Source organism: Stutzerimonas sp. (assembly GCF_982611455.1).
In genome coordinates, this window is record NZ_CEXBBO010000025.1 from 24,593 (window position 1) to 37,514 (window position 12,922).

At 59.7% G+C, this 12,922-nt stretch carries 13 protein-coding genes and 1 pseudogene; 3 read left to right on the forward strand and 11 right to left on the reverse strand.

Going from position 1 to position 12,922, the window contains the following annotated elements:
- Positions 1-124: 124 nt before the first annotated feature.
- Positions 125-1,111 (forward strand): patatin-like phospholipase family protein, encoded by a 987-nt coding sequence (locus AC2LD7_RS15200; RefSeq protein ID WP_484598566.1) that lies wholly within the window; start codon positions 125-127, stop codon positions 1,109-1,111.
- A gap of 55 nt (positions 1,112-1,166) precedes the next feature.
- On the opposite strand, the gene AC2LD7_RS15205 is transcribed toward AC2LD7_RS15200, so the two are convergent.
- From AC2LD7_RS15205 to AC2LD7_RS15245, 9 genes and pseudogenes are all read right to left on the reverse strand, one after another.
- Positions 1,167-2,243 carry an AI-2E family transporter gene (locus AC2LD7_RS15205; protein ID WP_484598567.1) on the reverse strand — a complete coding sequence of 359 codons (1,077 nt, stop codon included), beginning with the start codon at positions 2,241-2,243 and terminating at the stop codon, positions 1,167-1,169.
- Between the two features lie 80 nt (positions 2,244-2,323).
- Positions 2,324-3,127: a DUF4892 domain-containing protein gene (locus AC2LD7_RS15210; protein WP_484598568.1), complete on the reverse strand. Its 804-nt coding sequence runs from the start codon at positions 3,125-3,127 to the stop codon at positions 2,324-2,326.
- A 71-nt stretch (positions 3,128-3,198) separates the two neighbouring features.
- Positions 3,199-3,297 (reverse strand): annotated as a pseudogene (locus AC2LD7_RS15215) (glutathione S-transferase); the annotation flags it as partial.
- Positions 3,298-3,402: 105 nt separating this feature from the next.
- Positions 3,403-4,260 (reverse strand): alpha/beta hydrolase, encoded by an 858-nt coding sequence (locus AC2LD7_RS15220; RefSeq protein WP_484598569.1) that lies wholly within the window; start codon positions 4,258-4,260, stop codon positions 3,403-3,405.
- Complete coding sequence (locus tag AC2LD7_RS15225; RefSeq protein WP_484598570.1) at positions 4,257-5,063, reverse strand: alpha/beta fold hydrolase; 807 nt, start codon at positions 5,061-5,063, stop codon at positions 4,257-4,259. The genes AC2LD7_RS15220 and AC2LD7_RS15225 overlap by 4 nt, the downstream gene beginning before the upstream one ends.
- A gap of 116 nt (positions 5,064-5,179) precedes the next feature.
- The gene (locus AC2LD7_RS15230) at positions 5,180-5,623 is read right to left on the reverse strand and encodes a hotdog fold thioesterase (RefSeq protein WP_484598571.1); all 444 of its coding nucleotides are present in this window, start codon (positions 5,621-5,623) and stop codon (positions 5,180-5,182) included.
- Between the two features lie 52 nt (positions 5,624-5,675).
- Positions 5,676-6,134, reverse strand: a complete 459-nt coding sequence (sixA, locus tag AC2LD7_RS15235; protein WP_484598572.1) for a phosphohistidine phosphatase SixA — start codon at positions 6,132-6,134, stop codon at positions 5,676-5,678.
- A complete protein-coding gene (locus AC2LD7_RS15240) occupies positions 6,131-6,469 on the reverse strand; it encodes a DUF4389 domain-containing protein (RefSeq protein ID WP_484598573.1) in 339 nt (112 codons plus the stop codon). The genes sixA and AC2LD7_RS15240 overlap by 4 nt, the downstream gene beginning before the upstream one ends.
- 20 nt (positions 6,470-6,489) lie before the next feature.
- Positions 6,490-7,512, reverse strand: coding sequence for an NAD(P)H-dependent glycerol-3-phosphate dehydrogenase (locus AC2LD7_RS15245; RefSeq protein ID WP_484598574.1), 1,023 nt, complete (start codon positions 7,510-7,512; stop codon positions 6,490-6,492).
- Between the two features lie 416 nt (positions 7,513-7,928).
- Here AC2LD7_RS15245 and fabA point away from each other — a divergent pair, with 416 nt between their 5' ends.
- Positions 7,929-8,444 carry a 3-hydroxyacyl-[acyl-carrier-protein] dehydratase FabA gene (gene fabA, locus AC2LD7_RS15250; protein WP_484598575.1) on the forward strand — a complete coding sequence of 172 codons (516 nt, stop codon included), beginning with the start codon at positions 7,929-7,931 and terminating at the stop codon, positions 8,442-8,444.
- A gap of 11 nt (positions 8,445-8,455) precedes the next feature.
- Complete coding sequence (fabB, locus tag AC2LD7_RS15255) at positions 8,456-9,673, forward strand: beta-ketoacyl-ACP synthase I (protein ID WP_484598576.1); 1,218 nt, start codon at positions 8,456-8,458, stop codon at positions 9,671-9,673.
- A 164-nt stretch (positions 9,674-9,837) separates the two neighbouring features.
- On the opposite strand, the gene sstT is transcribed toward fabB, so the two are convergent.
- Both sstT and AC2LD7_RS15265 read right to left on the reverse strand, forming a co-directional pair.
- Entirely contained in the window at positions 9,838-11,082 is a 1,245-nt protein-coding gene (sstT, locus tag AC2LD7_RS15260; protein WP_484598577.1) for a serine/threonine transporter SstT, read from the reverse strand.
- A 206-nt stretch (positions 11,083-11,288) separates the two neighbouring features.
- On the reverse strand, positions 11,289-12,914 hold the full coding sequence (locus AC2LD7_RS15265) for a methyl-accepting chemotaxis protein (RefSeq protein WP_484598578.1): 1,626 nt from the start codon (positions 12,912-12,914) through the stop codon (positions 11,289-11,291).
- Between the last annotated feature and the right edge of the window lie 8 nt (positions 12,915-12,922).

Below are 12,922 nucleotides of genomic sequence, written 5' to 3' on the forward strand. Positions count from 1 at the left end.
TCCGCCGCCGCGTTGATGAGTTTTCGCTGCCACTTTTCGTTGCCATACGGTTCTGACTTGGCATTTAACTTGAAGCTTGCGGCTTGAAGCTCGAAGCTATCGCTCCTGCCATAGGGAGAATCGCATGGGCAACAAGGTCGCACTGGTATTGGGTTCGGGTGGCGCGCGGGGTTACGCGCACATTGGTGTCATTGAGGAACTCACCGCCCGAGGTTACGAAATCAATTGCATCGCGGGCTGCTCGATGGGCGCGGTGGTCGGCGGGATCTACGCGGCAGGCAAGCTGGATGAATATCGCGATTGGATCGAAAGCCTCGACTATTTCGACATGCTGCGCCTGGTGGACCCGAGCTTCAGCCTCGGCGCCATTCGTGGCGAAAAGATCTTCGGGCGCATCCGTGAAATGCTTGGCTCGATCAATATCGAAGATCTGCCGATCCCCTTTACCGCAGTCGCCACAGACCTGACCAATCAGCAGGAAATATGGTTTCAGGAAGGCAATCTGGAACTGGCGATGCGGGCCTCGGCCGCCATTCCGAGCCTGTTCACCCCCGTCATGCAAGGCAACCGTATGCTGGTCGACGGCGGGATATTGAATCCCCTGCCGATTGTGCCGGTCGTTTCCAGCCACAGCGACATCATCATCGCGGTCAACCTCAACGCGAATAACCATCGGCAATACCCCTTGCCGGAGATCATTCGCCCGGGCCGGTTCGATGCGATGGTCAGCTCGATCAGCTCGCATATCCCGTTCTGGCGGCGCGACAGCCTGGATGAACACATCGCCGTGCTTCAAACCGGTGAGGCGACCCCGGACGACCAGCCAGTGGCCGCCCCGTCAGGGCAAAGCGCACCGAAATCGGCAGAGGGCTCGATGGTGGTGGATGTTGGCGGTCCGGCTTCACTATTGGAGCTGATCAACCAGAGCTTCGAGGTGATGCAATCTTCGCTGACGCAATACAAGATCGCCGGTTATCCGCCAAACGTGCTGATCAACATCCCCAAGCGCGCCTGCCGCTTCTATGAGTTCTACAAAGCGCCTGAGTTGATCAAGCTGGGGCAGATCATCGCGAGCGATGCGCTCGACAAGTACGAGGAAGAACAGCTCTAGGGTCTGCTCCCCCCCGTTTCGTCACGGCCGGTTGCCATGACCATTATCGAAAGTGTCAGTCGAATCGACCGCCCGGCAACTTCTCTGGTGTGGCGGCGCCTGGCACTTCTTTGATCAGCCAGTCGCCCAGCAAGCTATAGGCGACCGCCAGCAGCGTCGGCCCTAAAAACAGACCCATGAAACCGAACGCCAATACGCCGCCGAACACACCCAACAACACCACGACCAGCGGCAGGTTGCCGCCGCGACTGATCAAATAGGGTTTCAGCACGTTGTCCACGCCGCTGATGATGAACATGCCCCAAATGCCGAGAAACACTGCCATGCCGTATTGGCCTTGCCAGACGAGCCAGGCAACTGACGGCCCCCAGATCAGCGGTGGGACCATCAAAAAGCTGAACGCAAAGGTCAGCAGACCGAGAATCAGCGCACCCGGCACCCCAGCAATGCTGAAGCCGACATAGGCCAAAATCGCCTGGGCGGCGGCCGTACCGATCACGCCATTGACGACACGCTGAACGGTACCCGCAACCAGCTCCAGGTAATGGTCCGCGCGATCACCAATCAGCCGGTGCAGCAGACTGTGGACGAAGGCTGCGAGTTTCGGCCCGTCACGATAGAAGAAGAACACCAGCACCAGGCTTAGTGCCAGCTCTAGCATTCCGCCACCAATACGGGCACTGCGCACCAGCAACCAGTTTCCGACCTGCCCAATATACGGGCGAACAGTGGCGAAGAACGCCGTGCCCTGCTCATCAACGGTGTTCCAGAAAGCCAGCAATCTGTCGCCAACCAACGGCAGCTCGCCCAGCCAATCAGGTGGCTCTGGCAAACCCTGTACCTGTAGGTTGTGCGCTAGGGTGTTGACCTCGCGAATCTGGTCGGCAATGTTGAACCCCAGCCATACCAACGGCACGGCCACCAGCACCATCCAGCCAAACGTCAGCAGCGTCGCGGCGAGTGCCGAGTTACCGTTCAACCAGCGCGTAAGCCAGCGCATGATCGGCCAGCTGGCGAACGCCAGAACCGCCGCCCAGAACAACGCAGAGGCAAACGGAGCCAGTACCCACACGCAGGCACCGAGCAGCACCAGGAGCAGAATCTGCACCAGCAGACGATCATTGTTAAGCATCAAGATACCTATCGAAAAACACGGTACGCCTTGAGCAAAGCGCACCAGGCAGGAGTTCTATTGCAGTCTGAAACGCGCCCTCAGCGCAATAACCTGATACGTAGGCCGTCCTCATCGGAAATCTTCGGGTCCAGACGCCGCGCCTTGACCCGCTCAAGGGTCAGCGCTTCATACCAGGCCGCAGCGCCTTTGCCTTCCAGCATTACCCGCATGGTGCTGTCGAGCCGCAGCACGTTCGCCAACAACGCGCCCCACTCGGCCGTTGGCTCTTCCGGCAATCGCGGCAGCCAAAGTTCGCCGGTGCGCTTCAACTGACGCAACAGGGTAGCCGGATTCGGCAAGATGACGCCGAGTGGTTCGTCCGGCTTGAACTGCTCCACCTGCAGGTAGGGCCGGCCATTGCCACGCGTGATGCCATAGAGCGCCATGAGGCGGTCGGATTCACCGGGCAAGCGCGCCAGCAGATAAGCCTGCCGCGCATCGGGGCCGTAAAGCATGGATCGTTGGAACACCGCGTTAGCCCAGAGGCTGCTCGACCCGCAATCGCGCCCTTCGCACCAGTACAGCAATTCGGCCCCATCCTCCAGCAGTTGACTGCGCGCCCATTCGAATGCTTCGACACCGGTATGCACATCCGGTAACTGGTAGGTGACGGCCGTCAGCTGACCGGGCGCGCTGACTTGGGCACTCATCCTCAGGCGACCGCTGATGCGACGGATCGAGTCCAGCGGATAAGTCCGCTCCAGCACCTGCTGTTCTTTGAAAGCGACTATTTGCGCCTGCGGATATCGCGCAAGCGAATCGAAATCTCTGCTGCCAGGCAAATCAGCTGCAATCGCTGCGCCGGCGAGCATGGCCAACCCGGTTATCCATACGCCTCGCATACGGAACCTCACCGGGCGAGCATCGACTGGGCAGTCTGTACCTGCGCGCCGGTGTCGACCCAGCGCTGAAAAAAGCAGAGCGCCTGCATCCGATAAGGCAGGCCGAGTTTCTCGAGCGCAACGGAGATTTTGTGACCGTTGGGCGTTGCGGCGGTGTACAGATCGATCATTGCGATGTTCCCTGCTGAGGCAATAACCCAGCCTCACCAGTTGGCGAAAGCAAGTCAAGCGAGGGTTTGCGACAGATTCTTGCGTAACCGCTCAGCGCCCTGGCTTCAAGCCGCGAAGAAAGGATTGAAAACAGCCGCCACCGCTTCGGCCCCCCGCTGATCATCCAGATGCAAATGATGCCCGCCCGGCAGCTTGTGCAGCGTGAACGGCAAGGCCTCGGACAGTTCCAGCATTGCGGGCTGGGTCATCAGGCCCCGCTCCGCCAGTATCAGGCTCGCGGGACAAGCCACCCGCTGTACGAACGACAGCGCGTGCGCGCGGCTCAAGCGCATCGGCGATGGCAGCATCAGCCGCGCATCGGTGCGCCAGGTATAACCGCCGGGAACCGGCATCAGACCACGCTGGGCAAGCAATTCGGCCGCCTCATGGCTGACCGCACCGACCCCCTTCATGCGTGCCGCGACCGCTTGCTCGAACTTGGCATAGACCGGCTTGCGCTTGTCATTAACGGCGAGTAATGCCTGTAACGACTCACCGAGCTTTTGCGGTGCGGTTTCGGCCTCGCCGGTATAAGGAATCACCCCATCGATCAGCGCCAGACGCTCGATCCGCTCGGGCATGGCGCCGGCCAGTAGCACCGAAACGATCGCGCCCATCGAATGACCCAACAGTGAGAATCGCTGCCAGCCGAACTGCTCGGCCGTCTGCAGCACGTCATGGGCGTAGTCCCAGATATTGTAGGCAGCGCCGACGGGGCGATGATCGGAGTGGCCGTGCCCCGGCAGATCCAACGCGACAATACGGACGCCATCGAGCATCGGCGCCAAGCGTGAGAAGGTGGCGGCGTTGTCCAGCCAACCGTGCAGGGCGATTACCGGCAGGCCATCCTCGGGACCGTAAAGATGCGCCGCAACTTCGATATGCGGCAGGCTCAGGCGGACCTCTTCGAACGCGACGGTCATGCGGCACCTCTTCGATCCAGCTCGCTCCAGCGGCTGAACAATTGTCTGAGCAGCATCGCGGTATCCCCCGGATGCTCGAGCGGAAACATGTGCCCGCCGGGCAAGGTATGCGCTTCGCCGTGCGCAACCAGTCGCAGCAGATAAGCATGATGGGGCAGCACCACTCGACTTTGGCGCCCACGCACCACGGCAAGCGGAATCTTCAACGCATGCGGCCAGCCGGGCGTGACGTGCGGCACGCTGCGGTAGATGCGAATTTCGGTTTCCGGATCGAAGCGTAGACGCAGCCCCTGGGCGGTCGGCTCAAGACCATGTTCGACGTAGGCATCCAGGCAATCGGGATCGAATGCGCGGAACAGTGTCCGACTGGCGAAATATTGCCGCGCCTCGTCCGCGCAAACGAACTCCTCGCGACGTCCGAGGGTGCGACCGGCTGGCGTCAAACGATCGATAAAGCCGAAGCGCTTGGCAGCCCAGATAAGCGTTTGGTCGAACCAGGTCGGCATCGGCGAATCGAGCATGACCACGCCGCGATAAAGGTCGGGTCGCTGCAAGGCCGCATGATAATGCAGCATCCCGCCCAGCGAATGTCCGACACCCCAGACCGGTTCTTTTACCGCCACAAGCTGTTCGAGCAGCTCCTGCACCAAGTTTTGCCAGTTGTCATCCACCGGGAACCGAGGATCGTGACCGTGCTGCTCGAGGTGAGTGACGCTGTAGTCCGGCGTCAGCAGGTCGAAGAGCTTGCGATAGGTCCCGGAGGGAAAGCCGTTGGCATGGGCGAAAAAAATGCGTTGCGTCATGGGTTCGATGCGACCGGAGAAAGGCAACCATTGTCTGGCCCTTGGTCCCCTGCGGCAATCGTGTGGGGCGGCAGAATGAACGGCAGTCACGCCAAACAAGACGTCTGCCGCGCCTCTCAGCGTCGCGGGCTGTTCTCGCCCACCGGCACGACCGCTACGGTCAGCCGGGAAATGCAGCTGAGTTTGCCGTCGTCGCCACTCAGGCGGATATCCCAGACGTGGCTGGAGCGCCCCAGATGCACCGGCCGGCAGACCGCGGTGACACGACCGCTGCGTAGGGCACGAATATGATTGGCGTTCACTTCCAGGCCGACACAATAAAATCGGCTCGTATCGATGCACTGATAGCTGGCCGTGGAGCCGACGGTTTCGGCGAGCACCACCGAAGCGCCGCCATGCAGCAAGCCATAGGGCTGGTGTGTACGCGAATCGACCACCATGCTGGCGGTAAGGGAATCGTCGTCGACGGCTTCGAAACGAATATCGAGCAGTTCGACGATGGTATTTCCGCGGTTTGCGTTGAGTTGTTCGAGTTCCGGTTGACGGTGCCAAATGCTCAAGTGTCGCTCTCCGTTTTTGTTTTTTAATCGGTACAGCACGCAGCGCGCAATGTCAGCGCGGATGCCGCAGCCCTGCAAGATGCATCAGGCCTGCAGCCAGATATTCACCGTCCAGCTCGGCCAGGCTGGCGGTCGCCATCGGCAGCGGCGTGTCGCGATGGCCATGGACCAGCCAACCACCCAGCGCTCCGACGAAGGGCTGATGAGTTACGAGTAGCAAGCTCTGCTCGTTGCGGCGGTTGAGATAAAGCATCGCATCGTTTGGATCGGATTCCGGCGTCAGCCAGGGAACAGTCTCGATGGCCACGGTGAAGTCAAGTGCCTGTCGGACGATCTCAGCGGTCTGCTGCGCCCGCTGATAAGGGCTGACAAGAATGATCTGCAACGGCTGACCGAGCAGGTGTACCGCGCTGTTTTGCACCTCGAGCCTCCCGGCCGCCGTCAGATTGCGCTCGGCATCGGTACGGGCCCTGAGCTCAGCCTCGCCGTGGCGCAGCAGCCACAACTTCATACCTGCGGCTCCTGCTTCGGCGGTGCAGGCGTGACCGGCGGAGGTGTTTCGATATCCGCCGGGCGCGGCTTAGGCCAGTCGGACATCGGCCAGGGTTTACGATCGGTGTTGAAAGTGCCGAAACGGCCGATCTGCGCTACGTACTGGCTGAGGCTGTCGCCCAGACCCTGTAGGCTCTCGTTGGCCTTGCCATTCACCGCGCGCAAGACCAACTGCGCAACCACAACCACCAGCAGCACCAACTCGGCCAACTGCCAGACAAAAAAGAAAACCAGCATCCAGATGGCGCGCAGAACCAGCGATTCGCGATCCGCGCCGCTTTGTGATGTGCTCATTGATATCTCCGGTGTCGTTCTCAGAAGCCGTCGGTGGAAATGAAATCCACGTCGGTCTTCGGCTCGCCGCGCATCAGTAGCGCGATTACCTGTTCCAGCGTACGCCCCTCGAACAAGATGGCATGTAGCCCAGCGACCAGTGGCATATAGACCTGCAGCTCCTCCGCCCTGGTCTTCAATACCTTGATGGTGTTGACTCCTTCAGCCACCTCTCCCAGGCGAGACACGGCTTCATCGAGACTCAGCCCTTCGCCCAGCGCGTAGCCGACCTGGAAGTTGCGACTCTTCGAAGACGTGCAGGTAACAATCAGATCGCCAACGCCAGCCAGCCCCAGGAATGTCATTGGGTTGGCACCCAGCTTGACGGCAAAGCGGGTCATCTCTGCAAGCGCGCGGGTGATCAACATGCTGCGGGTGTTCTCGCCCATACCCAGAGCCGCGGCCATGCCGGCCATGATCGCATAGACGTTTTTCAACGCACCGCCGAGTTCGACCCCAAAACGGTCGGAGCTGGCATAAACACGAAAGGTTCGTCCGTGCAGCACCTGCTGTACGGACCGGCAAAGCGCTTCATCATGACTGGCGATCACCGTCGCGGTCAGCGCATGTTCAGCGACTTCACGTGCGAGATTGGGACCCGAAATCACGCCAATTCGGGCCTGTGGTGCTATCTCTTCGAGGATCTGGCTCATCAGCATGAAGCCCTGCGCCTCGATGCCCTTGGTCGTGCTGACAAGCATCTTGCCCGACAGCTGCGCGGCAAAAGGCGATAGCGCTTGGCGAAGCGCACTGGATGGCAACGCCACGAAGATCAGCTCACAATCGTTCAGTGTCCGCTCGAGATTCGTTACCGCATCTACCTGAGGACGTACCGTTACGCCTTTCAGATAACGTGGATTCTGACGCTGGGTACGAATGCTCTCAGCCTGGCCAGGATCACGCATCCAGAGCCGGACGCTATGGCCGTTTTCGGCCAGCAGATTTGCAATAGCGGTGCCGAAGCTGCCGCCACCAAGCACCGCTATGGGTTGCTGTTCAGTCATGGGGTATCCGTTTTGAGCCACCCGGTGGCAATGTTCGGCATTATACGTAGCGATTCAGGCACAGCCAGCGCAAAGCCAGCCGTCAATGGAATCATCAGGTTACAGTTTCAACAGAACCTCAAGTCTGCGTTACCTCCTTTCGTCTGCCCTTCTGCCTCACGGCACGATCGCGGACATTCCCCTATGGTCTATAAGGGACAGGAGCTTCACAAGGTCGTTGTCAAAGGTTAGGAGTGTTAAAGTATCGGCCCGTTTCTACCATGGTCTTCTCGTGGGTTGGTTGAAACGAGGTATCCATGTCCTTGCACCTGTGACTTTAGGCGCAAGGTGGCAGTCTATGACTAGTCTTTACGATCGGACTCTCGGGTCGGATGAAAGCAGCAAGCCCTCCACAACGGGGCCATTGAGGAATACGCATGACCAAACAACAGGCCTTTACTCGGGAAGATCTGCTCCGTTGCAGCCGCGGCGAGCTTTTCGGGCCCGGTAATGCGCAACTGCCTGCGCCGAACATGCTGATGGTCGATCGCATCGTTCATATCAGCGAAGTAGGCGGCAAGTACAGCAAGGGCGAGTTGGTCGCCGAGCTGGATATCAATCCTGATCTCTGGTTCTTTGCCTGCCATTTCGAAGGCGACCCGGTCATGCCTGGCTGCCTGGGCCTTGATGCCATGTGGCAGCTGGTCGGCTTCTATCTCGGCTGGCAAGGCAACCCGGGCCGTGGTCGTGCGCTGGGTTCTGGCGAAGTGAAGTTCTTCGGCCAGGTTCTGCCGACCGCCAAGAAGGTCACCTATAACATTCATATCAAGCGCACCATCAATCGCTCTCTGATTCTCGGCATCGCCGATGGAACCGTCAGCGTAGATGGCCGCGAGATCTACAGTGCCGAAGGTTTACGTGTTGGCCTGTTTACCTCTACCGATAGCTTTTGAAGGACTTCCGCATGCGTCGCGTCGTGATCACCGGCCTAGGTATCGTTTCCTGCCTCGGCAATGACAAAGACACCGTCTCCGCCAACCTGCGCGCCAGTCGCCCTGGCATTCGCTTCAACCAGGCCTATGCGGACATGGGTCTGCGCAGCCAGGTTTCGGGGTCAGTCAATCTGAACCTCGAGGAGCTGATCGACCGCAAGGTCTTGCGTTTCATGGGCGATGCTGCGGCTTATGCCTATCTGGCCATGCAACAAGCACTGGAAGATTCGGGCCTCAGCGCCGATGACATCTCCAATCCGCGTATCGGCCTGATCGCCGGTTCCGGTGGCGCCTCGACCATCAATCAGATGGAAGCCATCGATATCCTGCGCGACAAGGGCGTCAAGCGTATCGGCCCATACCGCGTACCGCGCACCATGAGCAGCACGGTTTCCGCCTGTCTGGCCACGCCGTTCCGCATCAAGGGCATCAACTATTCCATTGCATCGGCCTGTGCCACCAGCGCGCATTGCATCGGCCACGCCATGGAACAGATCCAGATGGGCAAGCAGGACGTCGTCTTCGCTGGCGGCGGCGAAGAGGAGCATTGGAGCCAGAGCTGCCTGTTCGATGCCATGGGCGCCCTCTCCAGTCAGTACAACGCGACGCCGGAAAAGGCCTCTCGCGCCTACGACGCCAAGCGTGACGGTTTCGTTATCGCCGGCGGTGGCGGCATGGTGGTTGTCGAAGAACTCGAGCACGCCCTCAAGCGCGGCGCCAAGATCTATGCGGAAATCGTCGGCTACGGGGCCACTTCCGACGGCTATGACATGGTCGCACCGAGCGGTGAAGGCGCCCTGCGCTGCATGCAGCAGGCGATGGCGACTGTCGAAGGCGACATCGACTACCTCAACACCCACGGCACCTCCACCCCGGTGGGTGACGTTGCTGAAAGCAAGGCCGTACGCAACATGTTCGGCGACAAGATCCCGGCCATCAGCTCGACCAAGAGCCTGTCCGGTCACTCGCTGGGCGCCGCCGGCGTTCACGAAGCGATCTATTGCATGCTGATGATGCAGGGCAACTTCATCGCCGGCTCAGCCAACATCGATGAACTGGACCCGGAAGTCGCCGACCTGCCGATCGTCCGCGAAACCCGCGAGAGCGCAAAGATCGATACGATCATGAGCAACAGTTTCGGTTTCGGTGGTACCAACGCCACGCTGGTACTCAAGCGCTGGAAAGGCTGATCGAATAGCAAAAGAGTAAAAACAACGGCGCCTCAGGGCGCCGTTGTTCGTTGTGCAGAATCGAAAGACAGTCAAACCAGCGAGACGTGCTCGGCACGAGCCCCGTTCGGCGGATTGCAACCCCCGAACGCTTACTGAAGCTGGCCAGGGCCGCACGGCATCGATCAGCTCAATGGCTGGTCGCTCACCTCGATGCTGTCGCCATGGGCGATGCATGAAGCCGCGGTGAATAGCGCGTCGGTAGAAGAATTCAGAGCGGTTTCGGCCGAATCTTGCACCACGCCGATGATGAACCCTACAGCCACTACCTGCATGGCCAGGTCATTGGAAATGCCAAACAGACTGCAGGCCAGCGGAATCAATAATAGCGATCCACCTGCCACCCCGGATGCACCGCAGGCGCAGATGGCGGCGAGCAGGCTGAGCAGGATCGCAGTGGGGATGTCCACCATGATGCCCAACGTATTCGCCGCCGCCAGGGTCAGCACCGTAATGGTAATGGCTGCCCCGCCCATATTGATGGTCGCGCCCAGCGGAATCGACACCGAGTAAGTGTCCTTATGCAATCCGAGGCGCTCACACAGCTGCATGTTGACCGGTATGTTCGCCGCAGAGCTACGGGTAAAGAATGCGGTGATACCGCTTTCGCGCAGGCAGGTAAAGACCAGCGGATAAGGGTTCTTGCGGATCTGCCAGAACACGATCAACGGGTTCACCACCAGCGCCATGAACAGCATGCTGCCGACCAGCACCAACAGCAATTGAAGATAGCCGGCCAGTGCAGCGAAACCGGACTTGGCAAGCGTTCCGGCCACTAGACCGAATATGCCCAGCGGCGCGAAGCGAATCACCACCTTGACGATCAGCGTTACCCCGTCGGATACATCGGCGATTAGATCACGCGTACTCTCACGAGCATGGCGGAACGCGAATCCAAGGCCGATGGCCCATGCCAGAATGCCGATGAAGTTCCCCTCGATAAGCGCATGCACGGGGTTGTCCACCACGTTGAACAACAGCGTTTGCAGGACGGCACCAACCCCCGACGGAGGCACGACGTCGTTCGCCTGACTGATCAACGTGAGGCTCGTAGGAAACAGCGCGCTGGCGATCACCGCTACCGCAGCGGCGCTTATGGTGCCAAGCGCATAGAGGAGCAGAATCGGACGGATATGCGTCGGTTGCCCGCGCTTATGGTTGGCAAGCGATGCGGTCACCAGCACGAATACCAGCACCGGCGCGACTGCCTTTAGGCCGGACACGAACAGATCGCCCAACAAGCTGACCGAATTTGCCGCCTGAGGAAACAGCCATGCCAACAAGCAACCGGCGGCGAGTCCTATGACAATCTGCGCCACCAAGCTGACGCGGTTATAGGCTCTGAAAACGAGGCTTGAGGGGTTGGACATGACTAGAGTCTCGGCGTGGGAGGCTGGACCGGACGCAACGCTGTGCCGCTTCGTGAGCGGCACAGTGATAGCCCGACTAAAACGCCGGATGGTACGCATCTCGGTCCGACATGCCCAGCTTTGAGGCGCAAGCAGGCACTGCCACGGTCCGTTTATATAAGCAAAGACAGCGACACCCCGATGGAGCGGGATGCCATTGATTATGATCAGATACGGAAGCGCGCAACCAGCTCGTTCAAGTTGACAGCCAGCCCCGCCAGTTCCTGACTCGCCGCGCTGGTCTGATTGGCACCTGCCGAAGATTGCAGCGACAGGTCGCGAATGTTGATCAGGTTGCGGTCTACCTCACGGGCGACCTGGGCTTGCTCTTCCGATGCGCTGGCGATGACCAGATTGCGCTCGCTGATCTGACTGATCGCACGAGCGATATCATCGAGCGCCTCACCAGCGGTACGCGCCATTTCCAGCGTGCTGCGTGCCCGTTCATTGCTGTTCTGCATGGCCTGCACGGCCTTATCGGTGCCCTGATGCACGTCACCGATCATCTGCTCGATTTCCTGCGTGGACTGCTGAGTACGGTGAGCCAGAGCTCGAACCTCATCCGCGACGACTGCAAATCCGCGACCGGCATCGCCGGCACGTGCCGCCTCGATGGCAGCGTTGAGCGCCAACAGATTGGTCTGTTCAGCGATCGAGCGAATCACATCCAGCACCTTGCTGATGTCCCGCACCTGGCCAGCCAGCTGCTCTACCTGGGTTGAAGTAGTTGTCACATCCGCTGCGAGCAGACCGATCGAATCGACCGTCTTGATCACTTGCTGACGACCATGTTGCGCTGTTGTGTCCGACTCACGTGATGCCTCCGAAGTCGCCACCGCATTACGGGCGACCTCGTCCACTGCTGCGGTCATTTCGTTCACTGCCGTGGCGGCCTGCTCGATCTCGTGGCTTTGCTGATGCAGGCCACGGGTCGAGTCCTCAGTCACGGTATTGAGCTCTTCAGCCGCCGAAGCGAGCTGATTGGACGAATCGGAAATACCCTGAATGGTGTTGCGCAGATTTGCCTGCATAGCCTTGAGCGCAGTCAGCAAACGCGCCGGCTCGTCGGTACCTTCGATGATGAAGCTCTGGGTCAGGTCACCGGATGCCACGGTTTCAGCGACATTGACGGCCTGATTCAAAGGCCGAACGATGCTTTTGGTAAACAGTGTTGCCAGCGCCACGGTGGCCAGGGCAGCGAGAATAATGGTGATGATCACCCAGTTGAACGCAGTCTCGTACGCTTCAAGCGCGCGATCCGCGGCGTGGCCCGCTTCGTCGCCATTGATACGCTGCAGATCGTCGAGCGCGCTGGTCATGGCATCCGCATGCCCATTGATGCTGCCGCGCATGACTTCCATGGCCTGATCCCGCGCGCCTTGACTAGCAAACTCTACTACCTTGCGCTGCTCGGTCATGTATGAATTCTGAGCCGCCCTGAATCGCTCATAAGCGGCTTTCTCATCTGCCGTAGTCAGCTTCTCTTCATAGTCAGCGATCATTCCACTGACGTCATCCACCAGCTTGGCGAGCGTTTGGCGAGTCGCGCTACGCGACTCATCACTATCCTGCATGACCGTACGCATCGTAAGTGCGCGAATACGTTGCATACCTGCGTTCATGTTGTTCAAGGCGATGATGCTCGGCAGCCAGTTCTGGTCCACCTCGCTGGACTGCTTGCGCATCTCTTTCATCTGATTCAATGACGACAGCCCGAGGAACAGCACGAGCAAGCCGATCAGACCGAAACCTATGGCAGAGCGAAAAGGGATATTCAAACGTCGAATCGACATGGGACTTC